Origin of the sequence: Micromonospora sp. WMMD882, from assembly GCF_027497255.1 — a bacterium.
GTDB lineage: Bacteria > Actinomycetota > Actinomycetes > Mycobacteriales > Micromonosporaceae > Micromonospora.
In genome coordinates, this window is the sequence record NZ_CP114903.1 from 1629110 (window position 1) to 1653351 (window position 24242).

The 24242-nt window shown below is 70.9% G+C and carries 15 protein-coding genes; 3 read left to right on the plus strand and 12 right to left on the minus strand.

Features of this window, described 5'->3' with window-relative positions; genetic code table 11:
• Positions 1-11: 11 nt before the first annotated feature.
• Entirely contained in the window at positions 12-2996 is a 2985-nt protein-coding gene (locus O7606_RS06160; protein WP_281598095.1) for an AfsR/SARP family transcriptional regulator, read from the minus strand.
• A 125-nt stretch (positions 2997-3121) separates the two neighbouring features.
• Positions 3122-3529 (minus strand): hypothetical protein, encoded by a 408-nt coding sequence (locus O7606_RS06165; protein WP_281598096.1) that lies wholly within the window; start codon positions 3527-3529, stop codon positions 3122-3124.
• Between the two features lie 643 nt (positions 3530-4172).
• Here O7606_RS06165 and O7606_RS06170 point away from each other — a divergent pair.
• Entirely contained in the window at positions 4173-5540 is a 1368-nt protein-coding gene (locus O7606_RS06170; RefSeq protein ID WP_281598097.1) for an endo-1,4-beta-xylanase, read from the plus strand.
• Positions 5541-5756: 216 nt separating this feature from the next.
• Here O7606_RS06170 and O7606_RS06175 read toward each other — a convergent pair whose 3' ends face one another.
• Both O7606_RS06175 and O7606_RS06180 read right to left on the minus strand, forming a co-directional pair.
• Positions 5757-6746: a LacI family DNA-binding transcriptional regulator gene (locus O7606_RS06175; protein ID WP_281598098.1), complete on the minus strand. Its 990-nt coding sequence runs from the start codon at positions 6744-6746 to the stop codon at positions 5757-5759.
• Between the two features lie 351 nt (positions 6747-7097).
• Positions 7098-9218, minus strand: coding sequence for an RICIN domain-containing protein (locus tag O7606_RS06180; RefSeq protein ID WP_281598099.1), 2121 nt, complete (start codon positions 9216-9218; stop codon positions 7098-7100).
• Positions 9219-9985: 767 nt separating this feature from the next.
• Between O7606_RS06180 and O7606_RS06185 the strand changes: the two genes are divergently transcribed.
• Positions 9986-11599, plus strand: a complete 1614-nt coding sequence (locus tag O7606_RS06185; RefSeq protein WP_281599514.1) for an RICIN domain-containing protein — start codon at positions 9986-9988, stop codon at positions 11597-11599.
• A 64-nt stretch (positions 11600-11663) separates the two neighbouring features.
• Here O7606_RS06185 and O7606_RS06190 read toward each other — a convergent pair whose 3' ends face one another.
• On the minus strand, positions 11664-14519 hold the full coding sequence (locus O7606_RS06190; RefSeq protein WP_281598100.1) for a glycoside hydrolase N-terminal domain-containing protein: 2856 nt from the start codon (positions 14517-14519) through the stop codon (positions 11664-11666).
• Between the two features lie 661 nt (positions 14520-15180).
• Between O7606_RS06190 and O7606_RS06195 the strand changes: the two genes are divergently transcribed.
• Positions 15181-15885 (plus strand): FadR/GntR family transcriptional regulator, encoded by a 705-nt coding sequence (locus O7606_RS06195; protein WP_281598101.1) that lies wholly within the window; start codon positions 15181-15183, stop codon positions 15883-15885.
• A gap of 72 nt (positions 15886-15957) precedes the next feature.
• Here the strand turns inward: O7606_RS06195 and O7606_RS06200 are convergent, their stop codons facing one another.
• From O7606_RS06200 to O7606_RS06230, 7 genes are all read right to left on the minus strand, one after another.
• Positions 15958-16815, minus strand: coding sequence for an amidohydrolase family protein (locus tag O7606_RS06200; RefSeq protein ID WP_281598102.1), 858 nt, complete (start codon positions 16813-16815; stop codon positions 15958-15960).
• A gap of 33 nt (positions 16816-16848) precedes the next feature.
• Positions 16849-18174 carry an enolase C-terminal domain-like protein gene (locus O7606_RS06205; protein ID WP_281598103.1) on the minus strand — a complete coding sequence of 442 codons (1326 nt, stop codon included), beginning with the start codon at positions 18172-18174 and terminating at the stop codon, positions 16849-16851.
• Positions 18171-18317, minus strand: a complete 147-nt coding sequence (locus O7606_RS06210; protein WP_281598104.1) for a hypothetical protein — start codon at positions 18315-18317, stop codon at positions 18171-18173. Before O7606_RS06210 ends, O7606_RS06205 begins: the two co-directional genes overlap by 4 nt.
• Complete coding sequence (locus O7606_RS06215) at positions 18314-19345, minus strand: ABC transporter permease (RefSeq protein ID WP_281598105.1); 1032 nt, start codon at positions 19343-19345, stop codon at positions 18314-18316. The genes O7606_RS06210 and O7606_RS06215 overlap by 4 nt, the downstream gene beginning before the upstream one ends.
• Positions 19338-20879, minus strand: a complete 1542-nt coding sequence (locus tag O7606_RS06220) for a sugar ABC transporter ATP-binding protein (protein ID WP_281598106.1) — start codon at positions 20877-20879, stop codon at positions 19338-19340. The genes O7606_RS06215 and O7606_RS06220 overlap by 8 nt, the downstream gene beginning before the upstream one ends.
• A complete protein-coding gene (locus O7606_RS06225; RefSeq protein WP_281598107.1) occupies positions 20876-21937 on the minus strand; it encodes a sugar ABC transporter substrate-binding protein in 1062 nt (353 codons plus the stop codon). Before O7606_RS06225 ends, O7606_RS06220 begins: the two co-directional genes overlap by 4 nt.
• Before the next feature lie 581 nt (positions 21938-22518).
• Positions 22519-23916, minus strand: a complete 1398-nt coding sequence (locus tag O7606_RS06230; protein ID WP_281599515.1) for an endo-1,4-beta-xylanase — start codon at positions 23914-23916, stop codon at positions 22519-22521.
• Positions 23917-24242 lie beyond the last annotated feature (326 nt).

The following is a 24242-nucleotide window of genomic DNA, read 5'->3' on the forward strand; positions in this document are numbered from 1 at the left end:
CACCCGCCGGGTCATCCCCCGTGGCGTGACTCCACCGTCGCCGGGTCCACCGACATCGACCGCAGCACCGTACGGGCCCGGGTGGCCCACGTCGACAGTCCCCGGTCGACGAACGTCCGTAGCGCCGCTCCCGCCAACCCGACCGCCTGGTCCCTGTCCCGGTCGGAGAGCAGCGCCGCCAGGTCCAGACCGGCCCGCGCGACGCCGACCTGGTCGAGGATCTTCTCCGCGCTCGCCACCGCCGCCCGCAGCAGCGCCGCCGCCTCGTCCGGCTTGCCGAGCCGGGCCTTGATCAGGCCGAGGGCGTGCAGCGCGTAGCCCTCCCCGAGCATGTCCCGGTTGCCCCGGACCATCTCCAGCACCGTCTCCATGATCAGCTCGGCTTCGGCGTACCGGCCCTGCAGACGCATCGCGGTGCCCAACCGGTGCAGCACCTGCGCCTCCACCCGGGAGCCGCCGACGTCCTGGCAGATCACCAACGCCGCGTTGAGGTCCTGGACGGCCCGCCCGTACGCGCCGGCGTCCAGGTCGATGCGGGCGAGCTGGTTCAGCGCGTGCGCCTGACCGATGACGTCGCCGACCGCGCGGAACGCCGCGATCGCCCGGGTGTAACCGTCGGCGGCCCGCTCCTGGCTGCCGGTGTGGTAGTCGAGCGAGGCCAGGTTGCGCCAGACCATCGCGAGCCCGTGGGTGTCGTCGAGCTCGGTGAAGATGGTGAAGGCGGGGGCGAGCGCCGCCCGCGCGGCGTCGAACCGGCTCCGGCTCAGGTTCAGGGAGCCGAGCGAGCACAGCAGCGCCGCCTCACCCCGCCGGTTGCCCGCCGCGCGCACCGCGGCCAGCGCCGTCTCGTGGGTCCGTTCCCACTCCGTGGTGTACCGGTTGGCCTCGAACAGCGTCACCAGGCTGACCGCGAGCTCCCAGCTCAACTCGTCCAGGCCGGCGGACGCGGCGTCATCGACCGCGGCGCAGAGGTTCAGTCGTTCGGCGTCGAGCCACCCCAACGGGTCGGCCAGCATCCGGCCCGGAAAGCCGTCCGGGGGACGCCACCGTGGCGCCGTGCCGCGGAGCACGGTGTAGTCGCCGCCGTAGAGTCTCCCGTGCGCCTGTTCGGCCAGGGCGAGCCAGCCGCCGAGCATCCGGATCCGGGCGTCGGCGACCACTGTCGCGTCCTCGTCGGAGGCCAGCCGGTCGACGGCGAAGAGCCGGATGATGTCGTGGAAGGCGTAGCGCGGCTCGGCCTCCAACCCGATCGCCCGGACGTCGAGCAGTTGGGTGTCGACCAGCAGGTCGAGCAACCCGTCGGCGCGGCGGAGGTCGTCGCCGAGCAGCGCGGCGGCCACCCAGGGCGGCACGCTGTCGCGGGCGGCGAGCCCCAGCAGCCGGAACAGCCGGGCGCTACGCCCGTCCAGGCCGTCGTAGGTGAGGGTGAGGCTGGCCCGCACCATCATGTCCCCGTGGGCCAGCTCGTCGAGCCGGTGCCGTTCGTCGGCGAGCCGGCCCACCATCGACGCCAGCGACCAGTGCGTACGGGCGCTCAGCCGGGCGGCCACGATCCGCAGGGCCAGGGGCAGGCCGCCGACCACCTGCACCAGGGTCCGCGCCGCGACCGGCTCACGACTGACCCGCTCGACGCCGATCACGCGGGTGAGCAGGCCCAGCGCCGGATCCGGGTCGAGCACCCCCACCTCGACCAGGCGGGCCCCCGCGATCCCGGTGAGCCGGGTCCGGCTGGTCACGATCACCGCGCAGGTGTCGCTGCCCGGCAGCAGCGGGGCGATCTGCCTTTCGGTCGCGGCGTCGTCCAGCACCACCAGGACCCGCCGGTCGGCCAGCAGGGTGCGGTACAGGTCGGCCCGCTCCTCGGCGGCCTCGGGGATGCTGGCGCCGGGCAGACCCAGCGCGCGCAGGAACCGGGCCAGCACCTCCGTCGGATCGGCCGGCGGGTGCTGCATGCCGGCCAGGTTGCAGTAGAGCTGCCCGTCCGGGAACCGGCCGGCGGCGAGAAGGTGGGCCGCGTGGACGGCCAGGGCCGTCTTGCCCACCCCGGCCTTGCCCGCCACGACGACGACCCGCACCGCCCGGTCGACCGGCTCCACCAACGAGGTGACGACCTGCGCGACCTGCGTGTCCCGTCCGGTGAAATCCGAGATGTCCGCCGGAAGCTGGTGGGGGGCGAGCCGGGCCGGCCCCGGCGACGCCGCGTCGACGGCCAGGCGCAGGGACGGGTCCTCGGTGAGGATCGCGGTCTCCAGGCGACGAAGCTGCTCCCCCGCCTCGATGCCCAGCTCGTCGATGGCGATCTGCCGCCCGGCCCGGTACGCCTCCAACGCCTCGGCGGCCCGGCCCGACCGGTAGAGCGCGATCATGAGCTGCCCGCGCAGCCGTTCCCGGAGCGGATGGCTGGCCACCAGGTCGCCGAGCTCGACGCTGAGCCGGTGGTGCCTGCCGAGCTGCAGCTCGACGTCGATGCACTCCTCCAGCGCCCCGAGACGCTCCTCGTCGAGGTGCACCGCCCGACCGCGCAGCGTGTCGCCGATCTCCCCGCCGAGGGCCGGACCACGCCAGAGCGCCAACGCCCGGCGCAGCAGGTCGGCGGCTTCGGCGAGCTGATCACCCCGCCGGGCGGCCCGGGCCCGACCCACGAGCGTCCGGAACAGGCCGAGGTCCAGGCTGTCCTCGGGGAGTCGGATCAGGTAACCCGGCGCACGGGTGACGATGGTGTCCGCCAGACCGACGGGGGCCAGCGCGGCGCGGAGCGCGGACACGCAGATCTGCACCTGGCTGCGGGCCGTGGTGGGAGGTCGCTCGCCCCACACCAGGTCGATGAGGGTGTCCATGCCGACGACCCGGTTGGCGTCGAGCAGCAGCGCGGCCAGGATGACCTGCTGACGCCCCGGCGGGATCCGCACCGGGGCGGCCACGGCGCCGATCTCGACCGGCCCGAGAATTCGGAAAGCCACGTCGACCAGGGCTGCGTTCGGGTGACCGGCGTCCATCCCGTCGCCTCCACTCGAAGCTGGCCGCAATGAGGTGAGGAATAGCAGAAGCAGATTCCACGTCGACCGTAACGGGACGCCGCCCCCGGGGACAACCGCTGATCACCGCTCACGCGATCCTACGCTCAACTGATCCGACCGTCCGGTGGCGGGCTACCGGTCGGGGGTCCCGGCGACACGAAGCGCTGCCTGTCGATCAGCAGCGCGCGGTCGGAAACCCGGAACACGTCCACGAAGTCGTACGCCTCACCGTCCACGGTCAACCGGCCCACCGCGGCCAGCCGCCGGTCGGATCCGAACACCTCGACCACGGCGTGGTGGGCCCTGGCCCCGGATTCGAGTAGTCGCTCGACCCGCTCGGGCAGGTCGGCCGACGAGCCGGTGACGACCGACCGCGCCCCGGGCTCGAACAACGAAAGACACCCGTCGATGTCACCGGAATCGAGGTAGTCGTAGCACAGCCGGACATGGTCCACCGCCGCCGCCAGCGTGGCGTCGACCCGCAACCCCGAACGAGCCCTGCCCCCGTCCATCACGACACCGCCTCACCCCTCGACCGCCTATTCTGACAACCCTCCTCCCAGCCCCCATCACGGCGCTATTCCGGCATCCCGCGCGCCCTCGGCGCGGAGGCGGCCGGGCGAGATCAGTCGGGCCACGGAGGAAGCTCCCGCCGACCCGGGGCTGTGAGCGATCACATTGACGCCTCTGCTCGCTGACCATCCGACCCGACCCCGCGCCGACGCTTCCACCAGTTGAGCATGTTATCGATAACATGGTATGTTTCGGCGGAGCGCAGGGCACGCTCACGCGGGGTCGCCGGGCACAGCGCGGACCTGCACAACCGCACCCGTCGACGACCCGTCCGGGCCAGTCCGTGAGGCATCCCGACGTTCTCCCGCCAGGAGCACGCCGCCTCGACGGCACACATCACGGAGCCGACTCCTGGCGGTCCGCCGCCCGGAGCGGCCCCGAGCATCGCCGTCATCTCCGTTCCAGTCGCGACCGGGCCGGCACGTGCCCGTCCCGCTGCGGCACGCCCGCCGGAGCCTGGCCCGACGGCAGCGACGACCCGTCCCCGCCGCGCCGGGCCGCCCACCGGGCGCTCCACCTACCACCTCCCGCTGTGCGGGGGCCGCGTCCCCGGACAGCACCACCTCCCCTGGAAGGCGAACCATGAAGGACAGATCAACCACCCGGGCCCGGCTGCGGCTCGCGTTGGCGCCGCTGCTGGCGACCTGCGCCGCCGCCGCCACGATGGTCGCGATGGCGCCCAGCGCCAGCGCCGGTACGACTCTTGGCGCGTCGGCTGCGGAGAAGGGTCGGTATTTCGGCGCGGCGATCGCGGCGGGCCGGATGTCGGACAGTCAGTACATGAATATTCTGAACGCCGAGTTCAACAGTGTGACGGCTGAGAACGAGATGAAGTGGGCTTCCACGGAGCCTCAGCAGAATGTGTTCAGTTATGGTAGTGCGGATCGGATCGTGAACCACGCGTTGTCGCGGGGTATGTCGGTGCGTGGTCATACGTTGTTGTGGCATGCGCAGCAGCCGGGGTGGGCGCAGGGCATGTCGGGTTCGGCGTTGCGGAACGCGGCGATCAATCATGTGACGAAGGTGGCCACGTATTATCGTGGGAAGATCCATTCGTGGGATGTGGTGAACGAGGCGTTCGCCGATGGTGGTTCGGGTGGTCGTCGGGATTCTAATCTGCAGCGTACGGGTAATGATTGGATCGAGGCGGCGTTCAGGGCGGCGCGGGCGGCGGATCCGGGCGCGAAGTTGTGTTACAACGATTACAACACGGATGGGATCAACGCGAAGTCGACGGGGATCTACAACATGGTGCGGGATTTCAAGTCCCGTGGTGTGCCGATTGACTGTGTGGGGTTCCAGTCGCATCTGGGGACGACGTTCCCGGGTGATTATCAGGCGAATTTGCAGCGGTTTGCTGATCTTGGTGTGGATGTGCAGATCACCGAGTTGGACGTGATGAAGGGGTCGAACCAGGCGAACGTGTTCGCGTCGGTGACGCGGGCGTGTCTGGCGGTGTCGCGGTGTACGGGTATCACGGTGTGGGGTATCCGGGACAGTGACTCGTGGCGGGGCAGCGACGACGCGCTGTTGTGGGACCGCAGCGGCAACAAGAAGCAGGCCTACCACTCCACCCTGGAGGCGCTCAACGCCGGCGGCGGCACGCCGCCGCCCACGACCACCCCGCCGCCGCCCACCACGACCCCGCCGCCCTCCGGCGGCGGCTGCACCGCGTCGGTGACGCTCAACTCCTGGTCCGGCGGCTTCGTCGCGAACGTGAAGGTCACCGCCGGCAGCGCCGCGATCAACGGCTGGACCGTGCGGGTCGCCCTGCCCGGTGGCACCGCCGTCACCGGCACCTGGAGCGCCCAGGCCAGCGGCGCCAGCGGCACGGTGAACTTCCGCAACGTCGACTACAACGGTCAGGTCGGCGCCGGAGCCAGCACCGAGTTCGGCTTCCAGGGCACCGGGGTCGGCCCTTCCGCCGCCCCCACCTGCACCGTCGGCTGAGCGACCGCGCCGTCGGGGTCCGGCCCGGGAACGTCTCCGGGCCGGACCTGTGGCCTGCCGGCCGGACGGCTCACGCGCGCCCGCTCCTGCTCACACCCAGGACCCGTCCGCCCGGTCGGGCCCGGCGCGGACGTGGCCGGGCCCTGTGCGCGTCGGGCCGGTTGGGCGTCGGCCCCGGGGTCGCCGGAGGCAGGCTCGGCTCAGTGGCTCAGTGGCTCAGTGCCGCGGCGGCGCGGCTACGCTGCGCCGGGAGACCAGCGTCGGCGCGATCGTCCGGCGCAACGCGCCGCCGCTGACCGACTCGATCTGGGTGAGCAGCATGTCCAGGCTCGCCTGGGCCACCGCGGCGAAGTCCGGCCGGACGGTGGTCAGGGGCGGAATGAAGTACGCGGCCTCCGGCACGTCGTCGAAGCCCACCACGCTGATGTCGTCCGGCACCCGCCGGCCGTGCTCGTGCAGGGCCCGGAGCACCCCGAGGGCGAGGTGGTCGTTGGCGGTGAAGACGGCCGTGACCTCGGGCATCCGGGCCAGCATCTGCCCGCACCGGTAACCCGCCGCCGCCGACCAGTCCGCGGGCACCAGAGGCGGGATCTCCGCTCCCGCCGCGAACAGCGCCTCCCGCCAGCCGTCGATGCGCCCGGCGCTGTCGAACCAGTCCGCCGGCCCGGACACGTGCCAGACCGTACGGTGGCCCGCGTCGAGCAGGTGCTGGGTGGCGGCCCGCGCGCCGGCCACCTGGTCGACGGTGACCAGCGGCACCGGCCCCTGCGGATCACCGTCGACGGTGACCAGTGGCACCGTCTTCGGGAGACGTTCCAGCGCCTCCCCCGCCGACTCGACGGGCGCGATGACGATCACTCCGGCGACGCGGTGCGCCAGGTGCCGCTCGACCACCGCCGAGATCGACCGGTGGTCGAGGTCGCGGACGCTGCCCACGCTGACCGCGAAGCCGGCCTCCGCGGCGGCCTGCTCCAACGCGGCGAGCAGCGAGGCCGGGCCGTAGAGGGTGGTGTTCTGGGCGACCACCCCGATCACCTGCGACCTGCCGGTGACCAGCGCCCGGGCCGCCCGGTTCGGCCGGTAGCCCAGCTCGGCGATGGCCGCCTGCACCCGCAGCCGGGTCTGCTCACGGACGTTCGGATGACCATTGAGCACGCGCGACACGGTCTGGTGGGACACTCCGGCAAGCCGAGCCACGTCCGTCATCGCAGGATCGCGTACGGTCATCTCCATACTCCCCGCCTGCCCGTCGGTCGCCACAGCCCGTCAACGATGACCGGAGCGGCAAGGAATCGCACGGCGCCCACGCCGCCGAAACGTGCCGGAGTGGATAGCGCCAGGTGACGGACAGTCTACGCGAGGGGACAACCCGGAAGCGGCGAGGTGGCGCAGGCCACCCCGGCGAGCCGGGGCGCTGACGGGGGCGAACGGCGGGCTGCCGGGGCTAACGGCAGGCGGCCTGGTCCGCACGCCACCCGGAAGCGTGCGGACCAGGCCGCCGTCACCAGGCGCGGAGCGGGCGGGAAGCTCCGCCCACCCGGCGCCTCGTGAGCTGGGTCACGGCGTGGCGAGCTCGAAGCGTCGCACCGTGACCGCGCCGCCCAGTGCCTGGGTGGCGTAGTTGAAGATCCCGAACCGGTAGCCCATGAAGAACTGCCAGTTGCTGTCGAGGGTCAACGCGTTGCCCAGGGCGACGAAGTTGACCCCGTCGGTGCTGTACGAGAACCGGGCCTGTCGACCCGAGCCGGGTCGGATGTCGGCGTTCGCCCGGAGCCAGATGCGTCCACCTGAGACGGCCGCGCTGGCGATCTCGGTGCCGGTGCCGGTGGTGTTCCAGCTACCGTCCATGGTCAGACCGTTGGTCATCACCACCCGGGTGGCCCCGTTGTCCCGCCGGACGCCGATCCAGGCCGAGGAGTTGCGCAGCACCGCCAGTCCGGCCCGGTCGCCGTCACGCATGGTCGAGTAGTCCAGCTCGATGGTGCCGGTCGAGGACGGCCCCTGGATCCGGTGGGTCACCGTGTTGCGGGCCCGGTAGAGGTCGTTGGTGACCGTGGCGGTCTGCAGGCGCAGGCCGTTGTTCACCGAGTACCGGCTGGTGTCCGGGTTGTGGTTCCACTCGTACTGTGGGCCGAGGGTCGTGCCGGCGAAGGTGTCCACGCCGGTCAGCGGCTTCACCGCCCGCGGCGGCGTGGGCACGGCCGGCTTCGGGTACGTCGCGCCCCATGCGCCGTTGACCGTCTGCACCTGCGGCCAGCCGTCGCTGGTCCAGTTGATCGGTGCCATGGCCGGCATCCGGCCGCCGGGGTACGCGTCGACGAAAGCCATGTAGTACCACTGGCCGCTCTGGGTCTGCACGAGTCCGCCCTGGTGGGGGACCCCGCCACCGGAGATCGGGCCGGGCATGTTCAGCAGCACCTGGCGCATCTCGTACGGGCCCCAGGGGTTGTTGGCCTTCAGCACGTACTGGCCGTTGGCCGGGCGGGTCAGCCAGATGTAGTAGCTGCCGTTGCGCTTGTAGAACCGCGCGCCCTCCAGGGTGCCGACGCTCGACGGCGTCTGGAACACCTGTTGCGCCCGCACCTGGGTCTTACCGTCGGCGGACAACTGCGCCACGCTGATCGTGGTGTTGCCGTACGCGACGTACATGGTGTCGTTGTCGTCGACCAGCAGGCCGGCGTCGTAGTAGCAGTTGTTGATCGTGGCGTGCTGGTTCCACTGGCCGTCGACAGCCGTGGCGGTGTAGATGTACGTCCGGGCGAAGTCGATGCAGCCGGCCCAGTAGTACGTCCGGTTGCTGGGCCGGTAGCCCAGCGTGGACGCCCAGATCCCGTTGACGTACGCCTTCTGCCCGTTGGTCAGGTCGTACTTGGTGCCGAAGTCCAGCTTGGGCACCGCGTGCCCGGCGAACTCCCAGTTCACCAGGTCGTACGAGCGCAGGATCGGCGCGCCCGGCGAGTAGTGCATCGTCGACGAGGTCAGGTAGTAGACGTCGTCGACCCGGATGACCTCGACGTCGGCGAAGTCCTGCCAGACCACCGGGTTGTTGTACGTGCCGTTGCTGGGCGGCGGCGTGGTGGGCGGCGGGGTGGTGGGGTTGGTGCCGCCGTCGACCCGGACGAACTGCCACTGCTGGTTCGCGCCGCCCCAGTCGTCGTACTGGACGATGTTCGCCCCGTCGGCGGTCGAGGCGTTCTGCACCTCCAGGGCCTTGTTGCTGTTGCGGTTGATCAGGCGGACGTGGCCGCCGTCGGAGTCGGCCAACCGCCACTGCTGGTTGGCCCCGTTGTGGTCGGACCACTGGTGCACGGCCGCGCCGTTGGCGGTCGACACGTTCGCCACGTCGAGGACCTTGCCCGACAACCGCGACTTGACCCGGTAGTAGCCGCCACCGGAGTCGACGAACTGCCACTGCTGCTGGTTGCCGTTGTTACGGGTCCACTGGGTGATCCGCGCGCCGTCGTTGGTGGCCAGGTTGTACACGTCCAACGCCTTGCCGCTGTTGCGGTTGACCAGCACGTACCAGGCGTTCGTGTCGACCGTCGCCGCGGCGGCCGGCGACGACGCCACCGCCGCGAGGGTGCCGCCCACCACCAGCGCCGCCGCCGCGGCGACGACCCGCGTCAGCCATCCGCGCCGCCGTGGCACGGCCGGCGGGGCCATACCAATGGTCACCATGATCCTCCTTAGGGAAAACGGAACCGGGTAACCGCGCGCAGGCGGCTGCCGGGAACGCGTGAGCGTGCGCTTCAACTGGTGATGTGATCGCGCCACGACACGCTCCCCTGCCCGAGGGAGCGCGCCCAGCGGCGCCGACGGTGACGAGAGCGGCGCAGCCCGGCGCAGCTACAGGTTCAGCCGTCTTGAGTATCGACTGTGAACGATAACAAGGGCTTAGTCAAGCCGTAACACCAACGACCCAGGGGGGCCGGCCCGGCTTCCCGGGGGGATGCCGCCGCGGCTGGTGAGCCGACGTCGTGTCGACCCCGGACCGACGGATCCGGACCGGCGCGGACCCGGTCGACGTCCGGTCAGGTGAGCGCTCACAACGCGGCGGGCGGGCCGCCCTTCCCACCGAGTCGAATCGCTTTACATAGATGTTTGTCATCGCTAACATCGCTGACACCATCGCGCGCCTGACGCAGCCGTCGAAAGGACCGGTCCTCCGCGGGATCACGCGGAGCGGCCGGGCTCCGACACGGCTGTCGGTCGACGCGATCCGGGCCGTCCGTCGCGATGCCCGCGCGACGCGGCTCGCTGTTCCGTCCACCCCGCCGCCGTCCGACCCCCCGGGCGGCGGGTCGCGGCGGTCCGGCGCCGACGGGCGCTCCGGCGTCGACGACGGCCCCAGCGCCGACCGGTGACGCGCCGGTCGGCCACCCCACCACCCCAGGAGGATCTACGTGCGCGTGACAACGAGATGGCTGTTGGCCGTCATGAGCGCCATGCTGGTGACGCTCACGACGGCCGCCGTCGAGTCTGCGGTCTCCCCCCAGCCCGCCCAGGCCCTGAACAACGGGGTCGGCCGGACCCCGCCGATGGGCTGGAACAGTTGGAACACGTTCGGCTGCAACATCAGCGAGACGTTGATCAAGCAGATGGCCGACGCCATCGTCAACTCCGGCATGCGCGACCTGGGCTACAAGTACGTCGTGGTCGACGACTGCTGGATGAACCCGACCCGCGACGCGCAGGGCAACCTCCAGGCCAACCCGAGCCGCTTCCCCAGCGGCATGAAGGCCCTCGGCGACTACCTGCACTCCAAGGGCCTGCTCTTCGGCATCTACCAGGCGCCGCTGGACAAGACCTGCGCCCAGTACTTCAACTCCTACCCGGGGGCGACCGGCGCGCTCGGCCACGAGGCCCAGGACGCCCGCCAGTTCGCCGCCTGGGGCGTGGACTACCTGAAGTACGACTGGTGCTCGCCCACCGGCACCATCAACGAGCAGGTGTCCCGGTTCGCCCTGATGCGTGACGCCCTCGCGGCCACCGGCCGACCGATCCTCTACAGCATCAACTCGAACAGCATCCACGAGAAGACCGGGCCCATGCGCAACTGGGGCGACGTGGCCAACATCTGGCGTACCACCGAGGACATCACCAACACCTGGGACTCCGGCCAGACCAACGGCTACCCGATGGGCATCCAGAACATCGTCAACGTCAACGTGCCGCTCGCCGGCTACGCCGCCCCGGGCTCGTTCAACGACCCGGACATGATGGAGGTCGGCAACGGCGGCATGACCGACACGGAGATGCGCTCGCACTTCTCCCTCTGGACGATCATGGCGGCGCCGCTGATCGCCGGCAACGACATCCGCTCGATGTCGTCGGCCACCCAGACCATCCTGAAGAACGAGAACCTCATCGCGATCAACCAGGACAGCCTCGGTCTCCAGGCCGTCCAGGTCTCGCACGACGGCACCCGGCGCGTGCTGGCCAAGCGCCTGGCCAACGGTGACGTCGCGGTGGCCCTGTTCAACCAGGGCAACAGCACCACCACCGTCTCCACCACGGCGGCGGCGGTCGGTAAGAGCGGCACCTCGTTCACCCTGCGCGACGCGTGGACCAACGCCGTCACCACCACCGGCGGGGCGATCAGCGCCTCCGTGCCCGCCCACGGCACCGTCGTCTACCGGGTCAGCGGCGGCGGCACCGTCACTCCCCCGCCGACGCCGACCACGTTCCGGCTGCGCAGCGAGTCCAGCGGCCGGTGCCTGGACGTCGACAACGCCGGCACCGCCAACGGCACCGGAACCCTGATCTGGGACTGCCACAGCAACGCCAACCAGCAGTTCACCCAGAGCGGCCAGACCCTCCGGGTGCTCGGCAAGTGCCTGGACGTGCCGACCAACGCGGCCAACGGCACCCGGGTGCAGATCTGGGACTGCAACGGCGGCAACAACCAGCAGTGGACGTTCAACGGCAACGGCTCCGTCAGCAACGTCCGGTTCCCGAACCTCTGCCTGGACGTCAACAACGGCGGCACCGCCAACGGCACCACGGTGATCCTGTGGAGCTGCCACGGCGGCGTCAACCAGCGGTGGGCCAGGGCCTGACCCGGCGCCGCGTACGGACGTGCCCCCCGGGCTCAGGCACGGGGGGCACGTCCGGCGACGGCCGTCACAGGTTCGTGACGGTCCACTGGTTGTTGGGGCTGGTGTTCGGCGCCCACAGGCAGACGGCGGAGCCCACGGTGGCGTTGCCCATGCCGTCCAGGGCGGTGCTGGTGCCCCGGTTGACGATCTGCTGCCGACCGCCGCCGACGTCGGCGAGCCGCCACTGCTGGTTGTTGCCGCCGTTCCAGGCGGCCTGGCGGACGTTGGCCCCGTTGGCGGTGTTGCCCCAACTGTCCAGGACCATGCCGTTGGTGCGGTTGACGATGCGGTACCAGCCCCCGCCGGCGTCGACCAGTTGCCACTGGAGGTTGTTGCTGCCGTCCCAGTTCCACTGCTTCAGGTTCGACCCGGAGGCGACGTTGCCGCCGCTGTCCAGGACCAGGCCGGTCGCGGCGTTGCCGATCCGGACGTACCCGGTGGGTTGTTGCGGCGGGGCGGCCGCCGCCGTCACCCGGTAGGTCCGGCCCGCCTGGACGGGCAGGGCGATGACGTCGGTCTCCGGCTTGGTGACCGTGACGGCGCCGCCGCTCGTCGTGTCGGTCACCTCGAAGGCGCCGGTGAATGCCCGGCCGCGCACGTTGACCGTGCCGGCCCGGTCGGCCCGGATCTGGATCTCGGTGGCCTGGCCGTTGCTCCACGTCACGCCCACGGTGTAGCCGCCGCGGCCGCGCAGCCCGGAGACCTGGCCGGACGGCCACGCCGTCGGCAGCGCCGGCAGGACGTGCAGCTCGTTGTTGTGGCTGTGCAGCAGCATCTCGGCGATGCCGGAGGTCGCGCCGAAGTTGCCGTCGATCTGGAACGGCGGGTGCAGGTCGAACATGTTCGGCGCGAGCCGATCGGTGCGTACCAGGTCCCGGATCAGCTTGTGCGCCCGCGCGCCGTCCTCCAACCGAGCCCAGAAATTGATCTTCCAGGCGAGGGACCAGCCGGTGCCGTCGTCGCCGCGCAGCTCCAGGGTGCGCTTGGCGGCCTCGAAGAGCTGCGGGGTGCCCCGCCTGGTGATCTGGTTGCTGGGGTGCAGGCCGTACAGGTGCGAGACGTGCCGGTGGGTCCGCTCGGGCTCCACCCAGTCGTAGAGCCACTCCATCACGTTGCCCCGGGAGCCGACCTTCATCGGGGCCAGCCGCTGCCGGGTGGCCCGGACCTGGGTACGGAAGTCGGCGTCCACGCCGAGGATCTCGCTGGCCCGGGCACAGCCGTCGAACAGGTCCCGCAGGAGCTGGTTGTCCATCGTCGGGCCGGCGCAGACGCTGGCGTCCTGGTGGTGGCCCAGCTCCGGTGAGTTCGACGGGTTGGTCACCAGGTAGCCGAGGGTCGGCTCGGTGACCAGGGTGTCCAGGAAGAACTGGGCGGCGCCCTTCAACGCCGGGTAGTTCACCCGGAGGAACTCGACGTCCCCGGTGAACAGGTAGTGGTCCCAGATCATGGTGGCCAGCCACGCGCCGCCGGTCTGCCACATGCCCCAGAACGCGCCGTCGACGACGGAGGTGGCCCGCCAGGCGTCGGTGTTGTGGTGGGTGACCCAGCCCCGGGCGTTGTACTGCACCTGGGCGGTGCGGGCGCCCGCGGTCGCCAGGTCGTTGATCATCGAGAAGACCGGCTGGTGGCACTCGGGCAGGTTCGTCGTGTTCGCCGGCCAGTAGTTCATCGGCAGGTTCACGTTGATCGTGTACTTCGAGTCCCAGGACGGGGTCATCGAGTCGTTCCAGATGCCCTGGAGGTTGGCCGGCTGGGTGCCCGGCCGCGACGAGGCGATCAGCAGGTACCGGCCGTACTGGAACAGCAGCGCGGAGAACTGCGGGTCGGTGCTGCTCGCGTGCTGGGCGATCCGCACGTCGGTCGTCCGGTCGGCCGCCGAGGTACGGCCGAGGTCGATCGAGACCCGGTTGAACAGCGTCTGGTGGTCGGCCACGTGCCGGCTGCGCAGGTCGTCCCAGGTGCGCGCGGTGGCGGCGTCGAGGTGCCGCCGGGCGATGCCCTGGTGGTCGCCACCCACGTTGCGGTAGTTGACGTAACTGGAGCCGATGGAGACCAGCACCGTCACGCTGTTGGCGTTGGTCACCCGCACGGTGCCGCCGGAGCTGCTGACCGTGCCACCGTCGGCGATCACCCGGGCCAGCGCGTGGAAGCGGACCTGGCCGGTGATCCCCTCCATGCTGCCCGAGGTGCCCTCCAGCGCCACCGTGCGGCCGTCCGGGCTGGAGATCGTCGTACGCTGCGGGCTGTCGAAGACGCCGGTGAAGCTGATCGACCCGGCCCGGTCTGCGGTGATCCGCATGGCGATCACCTGGTCCGGCGCGCTGGCGATCACCTCACGCCGGTGCCGGACGCCGTTGGCCAGGTAGGTCGTCGTGGTGGTCGCGGTGGTCAGGTCGAGCTCACGGCGGTACTCCGTCGCGGTGACGCTGGGAAACGTCAGGTTCAGGTTGCCGACCGGCTGGTACGCCAACTGGCCCACCGGCCGGCCGAGCATCCGCTGGTTGATCAGGTCCTGCGCCTGGGTCCACTGGTTGGCGAAGACCAGCCGCCGGATCTCCGCCAACGCGCCCGCGCCGTTCGGGTTGCTGGGGTCGTGCGGACCACCGGCCCAGACGGTGTCCTCGTTGAGTTGCAGCCGCTCCCGGTCGACGTTGCCGAAGACCATCGCGCCGAGGCGGCCGTTGCCGACCGGGAGGGCGCGCAGCCAGTCCGTGCCGGCCGACCTGTCGTACCAGAGGGTGAGGTCGCTGGCGGCGGCGCTGGGCCCGGCCGACGCGGACGGGGCGGCCTGGGCGGCGGCCGCCAGGGACACCGGCAGCAGGGCGCCTCCCGCGCCTGCCGCGCCGGCTTTGAGCACGTGCCGTCGGGTTACGTCTGACATCGATGGTCCTCCGTACGGAAGCGGATCGGTGGTGGTGGGGTGGCGGTCGCGCGGCGACGGCGCGGCGCCGCTGACAGGTGCGGGTCAGCGGCTGGCGTCCGTGGCGGCGCGGCGTCAGAGGGACGGCCGTCGTCGGCGCCGGCCCCTCCACGGCCCATCCGTCCTCCTCCCGCCGCTGGCCCGGTCGGCGCCGGACCGGCGGCGGTTCGTCACCGATGTTCGGCGATCGGCCGTAGGTGGTGACACACTTTGTCGCGACGCGTGTGAGCGCTCACACAGACGACGCTCGGAGCGGGAGGCCGGCACGGTGTAACCTGCGCCAACGACGACCATCGACCTCTATGTTATCGATAACATTAAGTTCGTCAAGAGCCGGTAACGAACAGTCGATCCACCACGTGCCGGGTCCGTTCCGGCCGCGACGGTCAGCGGGCGAGCCAGCCGCCGCCTCGACGACCAGGGCGACGAAGGCGGTCGCCGACGTAGCGGGCGCCGCGGGTCACTCGTGCTCCTCGGTCGGGGCGGTGGCGGCCCGGTCGTGCCGCGTGATCAGGGTATCGTGACGACGGGGAGACATCTGATGTCTTTATAGTGGAGTGGATCGTCGGTGTCCAGGGCTGGGCACCGACGCGATCCGGCCGGCGTGTGTGAAGGGAAGCTCGTGGCACTGACCGACGAGGCGATCGCGAAGATCCGGGGCATGATCCAGAGCGGCGAGCTGCCCCCCGGCACGAGGTTGCCACCGGAGCACCAGCTCGCCGCGCAGATCGGCCTGTCGCGCAGCGGCGTACGGGAGGCGGTGAAGGTCCTGGAGTCCGCCCGGGTGCTCGACGTGCGCCGCGGGGACGGCACCTACGTCACCAGTCTCGCCCCCCGACTGCTGCTGGAGGGGCTCGGCGTCGCCGTGGAGCTGCTGCGCGACGACACCCTGCTGGAGGTGATGGAGGTGCGCCGCATGCTGGAGCCGGTGGCCACCGGGACGGCGGCGCTGCGCATGTCCGAGCGGGACCTCGACGAGCTCGCCCGGATCCTGGAGGACATGCGCGCGGCGGCCGACGACGCCGAGAAGCTCATCCAGTTCGACACGGCCTTCCATCGCACGGTCATCGCGGCCACCGGCAACGAGACGCTGACGTCGCTGCTGGACGGGTTGTCCAGCCGCACCCTGCGGGCCCGGGTGTGGCGTGGGCTGATCGAGGGGAACTCGGCGCACACGACGATCGAGGAGCACCACGCGATCTACCTCGCGCTACGCTCCCGCGACCAACTGCTCGCCCAGGCCAGCGCCCTGATGCACGTCAACACCTCCGAGGCGTGGCTGCGTACGGTGCTGGCCGCCCCGCGGCCGGAGCAGCCGCCGCGGTAGCCCCCGGACAGGGGGCGGCGTCGGCGCCCGCCCCGGACGTCCGCTGCGCCGGGCCGACCGGCCGGTAGGTCGTCATCCCACCCGCCCGGCCAGCCGGTAGGCGCGGATCGCGGTGCCGGCGAAGACGTCCCGGCGCTCCGCCTCGGTCAACGGGGGCAGGCACTCCACCAGCGCCGAGTGGACCGTGCCGTAGTCAGCGGCCAGCAGGCAGACCGGCCAGTCCGACCCGAACATCAGACGTTCGGCGCCGAACTCCTCGAACGCCACCGCGACGAACGGTCGCAGGTCGTCGGGCTTCCAGCCCGGCCCGGCCTCGGTGACCAGACCGGAGAGCTTGGCGGTGACGTTGGCGTTAGCGGCCAGCGCCGCGAACGGGCCGCGCCACCGGCGCAGCCCCGCCCCACCCTCGTCGATGCGGGGCTTGCCCAGGTGGTCCAGCACGAACCCGAGCTCCGGCACCGCCTCGGCGGCCCGCGCCGCCGAGGCGACCTGGTCGACCCGGATCACCAGGTCGAACGCCAGCCCCGCCGCGCCGATCTCGGCCAGCCCGCGCCGCACCTCGGGGCGGTCGAGGTAGTGGGGGTCCGGCTCGCCCTGCACCTGGGCGCGCAGCCCCACCAGCAGGTCGCCGCCGCGCAGGCCGCGGTACCGCTCGACGGTGGCCGTGACGTCGTCGGCCGCGACGTCGATCCAGGCCACCACCCCGGCGATCGCGGGGGTGTCCGCCGCCCAGCCCAGGAACTCGACCGCCTCGTCGGGATGGCAGCGGCCCCCCTCGACCAGCACCGTCGCGTCGATGCCGTGCGCGGTGAGCTCGGTGGTCAGGTCGGCCGGGGTGAACGGCCGGCGGATCGCCGCCAGCCCCGGCTCGTCCAGCCAGTGGTAGCCGTGTTCGGGCTGCCACAGGTGGTGATGCGCGTCGATGATCACGTGACCTCCGGTGGTGGTGGGCGGGTCGGCCGGTCAGGACGTCGCCGCGGGGACCGGGGTCGCGGCGGTCGCCCACTCGGGGCCGTCCGGGAAACGGTACGCGGCCAGTGACCCGGCGACGATCTCGGCGCTCATACCGGGGGCGGTGGGCGCCAGGTACCGGCCGCCACGCAGCCGCACCGGGTCCACGAAGTGCTCGTGCAGGTGGTCGACGTACTCGATGGCCCGGTCGTCGGTGCTGCCGCTGACCGCCACGAAGTCGAACATGGCCAGGTGCTGCACCAGCTCGCAGAGGCCCACGCCGCCGGCGTGCGGGCAGACCGGCACGCCGAACTTCGCCGCCAGCAGCAGGATCGCGAGATTCTCGTTGACCCCGCCGACCCGGCAGGCGTCGATCTGCACCACGTCCACCGCGCCGGCCTGCAGGAGCTGCTTGAACATCACCGCGTTGTGCACGTGCTCGCCGGTGGCCACCTTGACCGGCGCGAGGGCCCGGCGCACCGCGGCGTGGCCGAGCACGTCGTCCGGCGAGGTGGGCTCCTCGATCCAGTACGGGTCGAACGGGCTCAGCTCGCGCATCCAGCCGATGGCGTCCGGCACCCCCCAGATCTGGTTGGCGTCGACCGCGAGCCGGATGTCCGGCCCGACGGCCCGCCGGGCGATGCCCATCCGGCGTACGTCGTCGGCGAGGTCGCCGCCGACCTTGAGTTTGATCAGGTCGTAGCCGGCGGCGACGGCCTCCACGCAGAGCCGCGCCAGCTTCTCGTCGTCGTAGCCCAGCCAGCCGGGGGTGGTGGTGTAGGCCGGGTAGCCCTCGGCCAACAGCCGCCGTTCGCGTTCCGCCCGTCCGTCGGCGGCGGCCCGCAGCAGCTCCAACGCCTCGTCCCGGGTCAACGCGTCCCGCAGGTAGCGGAAGTCGACCTGCGCCACCAGTTGCTCCGGGGTGAGGTCGGCGAGCAGCTTCCACAACGGTTTGCCGGCCCGCCGGGCGGCGAGGTCCCACACCGCGTTGACCAGACCGCCCGCGGCCATGTGCACGACGCCCTTCTCCGGGCCCAGCCAGCGGATCTGGCTGTCGCCGATGAGTCGCCGCGCCAGCGCGCCCGGGTCGGCGACCAGCTCGTCGACCGGCTGGCCGACGACCATCCCGGCCAACGACCGCACCGCCGCGACCTGGATCTCGGTGCCCCGGCCCACGGTGAAGACGAGCCCGTGGCCCTCGGCGCCGGCGGTGGTGCGCAGCACCACGTACGCGGCCGAGTAGTCGGGGAACGGGTTCATCGCGTCGGACCCGTCGCGGTGGCGGGACGTGGGAAACCGTACGTCGATGGTTTCCACGGACGAGATGCGTTCGGTCACCGGTGCTCCTGGAGGTCGGTCGGCACCGCCGGGTGGGCGACGGCGGATTCGGCGCCGCCCGGGTCGGGCGGCGAGGTGTCGACAGGGGTACGGCGGGTGGCGGCCGGGCCGGACGGTCGGCCGCCCCCGGTGGTTCGTCTCACGTCTGGGCCTTGCCGCCGGTGATCCGGGAGACCACCAGCGCGACCAGGATGACCGCGCCGTTGAGGAAGTTGGTCCACTGGGCGGGCACTCCGGCCAGCGTCAACACGTTGATGATCATGAACAGCAGGAGGACGCCGGTGAAGGCACCGAACACGCTGCCCTTGCCGCCGTTGAGGCTGACACCGCCGATGACCGCCGCCGCGAACACCTGGAAGATCGCGCCGTCGCCCTGCGCGGCCGGCACCGCCGCGAGCCGCCCGCTCATCAGCAGACCGGCCAGGGCGGCGAGCATGCCGGCCACCACCAGGCTGGCCCAAAGGATCCGGTCGGTGCGGATGCCCGCCGCGCGCGCCGCGTCGACGTTGCCGCCGATGGCGTAGAGGGCACGCCCCGGGCGGGTGAAGCCGAGCACCACGATGCCCGCGGCGAAGAGCAGCAGCGACACCCAGATCGAGGCCGGAACCCCCAGCCAGGACGCCGAGCCGAGGTACGTCATCGTCTCCGGCAGGGCGAAGAAGGTCTTGCCGCCGGAGATGCCGGTCAACAGCCCGCGCAGCACGATGAGCATGCCCAGCGTGACGATGAAACCGTTGAGACCGAACCGTACGATCAGCAACCCGTTGAACGCCCCGACGAGCGCCCCCACGAGCAGGACCAACGGAATCGCCAGCGCGTCCGGCAGGGCGTTCAGCCCGAGGCCGTGGGTGAGCGCCGGGTCGATGATCAGCCAGGCCGCGACCCCGGGGGCGAGGCCGAAGACGGACTCCAGGGAGAGGTCCATCTTGCCGGTGATCAGCACGATGGTCTCGGCGAGGACCACGATGGAGATCTCCGACATGCTCTGCAGCACGTTGATGATGTTGTCGGAGCTGAGGAAGACCGGGTTGACGATCGCGCCGACGATGGCGACCGCGACGATCGCCGGCACCAGCGCCAGGTCCCGCAGCCGCGCGAGCGCCAGCCTGCGCGGCGGTGGCGGCGGGGACGTGGCGGGGGGCGTGGCGGTCGGGGAGAGTGTGTCAGACATGGTCGAGATCGACCCCTTCCATGGCGGCTACCAGGTCGTTGTCGCTCCAGCCGTGGGCCATCTCGCGGACCACCCGGCCCTGGAACATCACCAGGATCCGGTCGCAGATGCGCAGGTCGTCGAGTTCGTCGGAGACGACCAGCACGGCGGCGCCCCGCCGGCACACGTCGTCCACGACGCCGAGCAGGGTCTGTTTGGAGCGCACGTCGACCCCGGCGGTGGGCGTGATGAGCACCAGCAGCTTCGGGTCACTGGCCAGGGCCCGGCCCATCACGACCTTCTGCTGGTTGCCGCCGGACAGGTCGGCCACCGGCGCCTGCGGGCCGGACGCCTTCACGGCCAGGTCGGCGATGGTCCGCCGGGCCAGGGCGTCCCGTCGGGCCGGCGAGATCAACCCGTGCCGACCGATTCGCTGCGGCACGGTCATGGTGACGTTCTCCGCGATGGACAGCCCCGGCACCAGGCCCTCCCGGTGCCGGTCCTGCGGCACCAGACCGACCCCGGCGTCGAGCGCGTCGGGCACGCTGCCCGGGCGCAGCGCCCGGCCGTCGAGGGTGACGCTCCCCCCGACCGGCCGGGCCAGCCCGACGATCGCCTCGGCCACCTCGACCTTCCCGCTTCCGCCGCCGCCCGCGATGCCGACGACCTCGCCGGCCCGCGCCTGCAGGGAGAGCTCCGCGCCGGACCGGGTGGTGAGGTCCCGCACCGACAGCAGCACCCGCTGCCGCGTCGGGGCCGGCCGCTGGACGCTGTCCGGCAGGCTGACGTCCTCACCGGTCATCGCCCCGACCAGCGCCGAACGGCTGAGCCCGGCCACCGGCGCGGTGACGATGTGGCGGGCGTCGCGGAAGACCGTCACCCGGTCGCAGATCTCGTAGATCTCCTGGAGGTGGTGGCTGATGAACAGGAAGGTCACGCCCTGGGCGCGCAGGTCCCGGATCCGCTCGAACAGCCGGTTGATCCCGGCGGCGTCGAGCTGTGCGGTCGGCTCGTCGAGAATGATGAACCGCGCGCCGAAGGAGAGCGCCCGGGCGATCTCCACGAACTGCCGCTGCTCCACCGAGAGCGTCGCGGCCGGCTGGCGTACGTCGACGTCGACCGACCAGCCGGCGAGCAACTGCTCGGCCTGCCGGCGTACCGCGTTCCAGCGGATCAACCGGCCCGGGCCCCGCGCGTGCCGGTTGAGGAAGAGGTTCTCCGCGACGGTCAGCGTCGGGATGATCGTCGACTTCTGGTAGACGCAGGCCACCCGCTGCCGCCAGGCGTCCCGGTCGCCGAGGGGTGGCGCCGGCCGGCCGTCGAAGGCGACCGCGCCGGCGTCGGCGGTCTGCAGGCCGGTGAGGATGCTGACCAGAGTGGACTTGCCCGCGCCGTTACGTCCGACGAGCGCGTGGGTCTCCCCCCGCCGGACCAGGATGCCGGCGCCGTCCAGGGCCAGCGTGGAGCCGAAGCGTTTGGTGATGTCCACGGCCTCCACGACGGGCCGGTCGGCGGCGGCCGGCCCGTCGGTCGGGTGGTGCGCGGCGGCCGTCATCCGGCGTTGCCCCACAGTGAGGTGTCGTCGTACTTGAGGGTGGGCTCGCCGCCGATCGACGCGCCGTCCTGGGTCACCAGCGGGGCGGAGAGCTGGTCCTCCAGCAGGCCCTCACGGACCTGGACGATGACGCTGTCGTGGTCGGTGGGGCCGGGCTGGAAGGTCCTGCCGTCCATCGCCGCCTTGACGTAGAAGAGTCCGTACTTGGCGAACAGGTCGGCCGGCTGGCTGACGGTGGCGTCGATCAGACCGTCCTTGATGTTCTTGAGCTCCTCGGGGATGCCGTCGTTGGAGACGATGAAGACGTGCTCCGGGTCCGACGGCGGGACCTGCAGGCCCTTCTGCTTGAGGAGCTGGAGGGTGCCCGACAGCGCGAACGAGGACTGCATGTAGATGCCCTTGACGTCCGGGTCCGACGCGAGGCGGGTCTGCAGCTTCGCCGCGGCGACGTCGCTCTTCCAGTCGGTGGCCTCGCCGAAGACGGTGATCCCCGGGAACTCCTTCTTCATGCACTCGTTGAACGCCTCGGTGCGGTCCCGCCCGTTGATCGAGTCCAGGCTGCCCTGCAACATGACGACCTTGCCCTGGCCGCGGAGCTTGGCGCCGAGGAACTGGCAGGCCTTGGTGCCGTAGGCGCGGTTGTCCGCGCGCACCACCATGAAGACCCTGCCGGTGTCCGGACGGGTGTCGACGGTGACGACCGGGATGTCCTTCTGTTCGAGCTGGGCGAGGGTCGGGGCGATGGCCGCGGTGTCCTGCGGGGCCATCACCACCCCCTTGACCCCCTGGCTGATGAAGGTCTGGGTGTTCGAGATGAGGTTGGCGATGTCGTTCTGCGAGTTGGTCGTCTTCAGGTCGACGCCGGACTCGCCCGCGTACTGCGGCACGTACTTGATGTAGGAGTTCCAGAAGTCGGTGTCCGAACGCGGGTAGTCGACGCCGACGAGGGGCTTGCCGCCCTCGCCGCCGGCGGAGTTCCCGTTGCCGCAGCCCGCCGTGGCCAGGGCCGCGCCGAGCATCGTCGTCAGTGTCAGGCTCAGCAGAGCTTTCCGGTTCACCGGTGTCCCTTCGTGGTGGTGTGCATCGGTACGGTCGCGCGGCCCGGACCGGCCGAAGCGCCCGAGGGCCGGTCCGTCAGCAGGTCGGTCGACGGGTCGAGCCGGTGGTTCTGCCGACGCCGGCCGTGTCAGGAGCGGACGGGATACATCAGATGTATTTTATAGATCAGGCATCCGGGGGTGTCCAGAGCGAACGTGGCACCGGTCCGTCGCCCCGGTTTGATCCGCGCGCCATCCGTCCGATACATCTGACACCTCTACCCTCCGCACGAACCGTGCCCCACCACGGTGGGACGTGGCGGGGCACGAGGCTCACCGCGCCGCCGGTCAGACTCGGTGGCGCTGAGGGCTTCGAGCACGCAGCGCCGACTGAACGGCGGACTGGACCTGGCGGGACGCCGCGAATTGCGCTGGCCCGCAGGGCCAGCCCTGAGACATCCGATGTCAGACCGGGCAGCCAGCGGCGTCGCTGTGAACGTCTGCCGCGGCAGGTGGATTGTTGCCGCCAATGGCGGTACCGGCCGTTCGACCAGACATGAGATGTCTGGTCGAACGGCCGGACCGAGCCGGTACGGCCGTGGTCAGCCGATCCGGACGAGCTGCCACTGCTGGTTGGCGCCGCCCCAGTCGTCGTACTGCACGATGTTGCCGCCGTCGGCGGTGGAGGCGCCCTGCACCTCCAGGGCCTTGTTGCTGTTGCGGTTGATCAGGCGGAGGTAGCCGCCGCCCGAGTCCGCCACCCGGAACTGCTGGTTGTTGCCGTTGTGGTCGGACCACTGGATGATCGCCGCGCCGTTGGCGGTGGACGCGCCGTTGACGTCGAGGACCTTGCCGGACAGCCGCGACTTGACCCGGTAGTAGCCGCCGCCGGAGTCGACGAACTGCCACTGCTGCTGGTTGCCGTTGTTACGGGTCCACTGGGTGATCCGCGCGCCGTCGTTCGTGGCCAGGTTGTACACGTCCAACGCCTTGCCGCTGTTGCGGTTGACCAGCACGTACCAGGCGTTGGTGTCGATCGGGCCACCCGGGTTGGGATTGCCGCCGCCGGCGTTGAGCGCCTCCAGGGTGGAGTGGTAGGCCTGCTTCTTGTTGCCGCTGCGGTCCCACAACAGCGCGTCGTCGCTGCCCCGCCACGAGTCACTGTCCCGGATACCCCACACCGTGATACCCGTACACCGCGACACCGCCAGACACGCCCGCGTCACCGACGCGAACACGTTCGCCTGGTTCGACCCCTTCATCACGTCCAACTCGGTGATCTGCACATCCACACCAAGATCAGCAAACCGCTGCAAATTCGCCTGATAATCACCCGGGAACGTCGTCCCCAGATGCGACTGGAACCCCACACAGTCAATCGGCACACCACGGGACTTGAAATCCCGCACCATGTTGTAGATCCCCGTCGACTTCGCGTTGATCCCATCCGTGTTGTAATCGTTGTAACACAACTTCGCGCCCGGATCCGCCGCCCGCGCCGCCCTGAACGCCGCCTCGATCCAATCATTACCCGTACGCTGCAGATTAGAATCCCGACGACCACCCGAACCACCATCGGCGAACGCCTCGTTCACCACATCCCACGAATGGATCTTCCCACGATAATACGTGGCCACCTTCGTCACATGATTGATCGCCGCGTTCCGCAACGCCGAACCCGACATGCCCTGCGCCCACCCCGGCTGCTGCGCATGCCACAACAACGTATGACCACGCACCGACATACCCCGCGACAACGCGTGGTTCACGATCCGATCCGCACTACCATAACTGAACACATTCTGCTGAGGCTCCGTGGAAGCCCACTTCATCTCGTTCTCAGCCGTCACACTGTTGAACTCGGCGTTCAGAATGTTCATGTACTGACTGTCCGACATCCGGCCCGCCGCGATCGCCGCGCCGAAATACCGACCCTTCTCCGCAGCCGACGCGCCAAGAGTCGTACCGGCGCTGGCCGGGGCGCCCAGGCCGAGCACCATGCCGGCGGCGAGCAGTCCGGCGGCGACGCGTGGAAACGCCGCTCTCATCCGGGGAAATCGTGAGGGGCTACCCGAGCCCTTCGAGACGTTCATGCTTGTGACGCCTTTCGGGACGGGGCCGCGAGCTGGTGGTGGTCACGGCCCGGTACGTGCGAGTCGGTGGGTTGCGGTGACACCCGGGGGTCATGGCAGGATCACCGGGCCCGGTCACCGGCGGCCCGTCGGCCGCCGCGCGTCTGCTGGTCACCGCGTGGTACGGGTCCGGCACGGGTGACACGACCCGGGTCGAACCCCGGCGGCACGCGTCGACGCTCCCGGTGGCGACG

Coding starts and splice junctions, on each gene's coding strand:
- O7606_RS06215 (WP_281598105.1), bottom strand. CDS start 19,345: ATGTCTGACACACTCTCCCCGACCGCCACGCCCCCCGCCACGTCCCCG.
- O7606_RS06220 (WP_281598106.1), bottom strand. CDS start 20,879: ATGACGGCCGCCGCGCACCACCCGACCGACGGGCCGGCCGCCGCCGAC.
- O7606_RS06175 (WP_281598098.1), bottom strand. CDS start 6,746: ATGACGGACGTGGCTCGGCTTGCCGGAGTGTCCCACCAGACCGTGTCG.
- O7606_RS06165 (WP_281598096.1), bottom strand. CDS start 3,529: ATGGACGGGGGCAGGGCTCGTTCGGGGTTGCGGGTCGACGCCACGCTG.
- O7606_RS06180 (WP_281598099.1), bottom strand. CDS start 9,218: ATGGTGACCATTGGTATGGCCCCGCCGGCCGTGCCACGGCGGCGCGGA.
- O7606_RS06190 (WP_281598100.1), bottom strand. CDS start 14,519: ATGTCAGACGTAACCCGACGGCACGTGCTCAAAGCCGGCGCGGCAGGC.
- O7606_RS06160 (WP_281598095.1), bottom strand. CDS start 2,996: ATGGACGCCGGTCACCCGAACGCAGCCCTGGTCGACGTGGCTTTCCGA.
- O7606_RS06170 (WP_281598097.1), top strand. CDS start 4,173: ATGAAGGACAGATCAACCACCCGGGCCCGGCTGCGGCTCGCGTTGGCG.
- O7606_RS06230 (WP_281599515.1), bottom strand. CDS start 23,916: ATGGTGCTCGGCCTGGGCGCCCCGGCCAGCGCCGGTACGACTCTTGGC.
- O7606_RS06185 (WP_281599514.1), top strand. CDS start 9,986: ATGCTGGTGACGCTCACGACGGCCGCCGTCGAGTCTGCGGTCTCCCCC.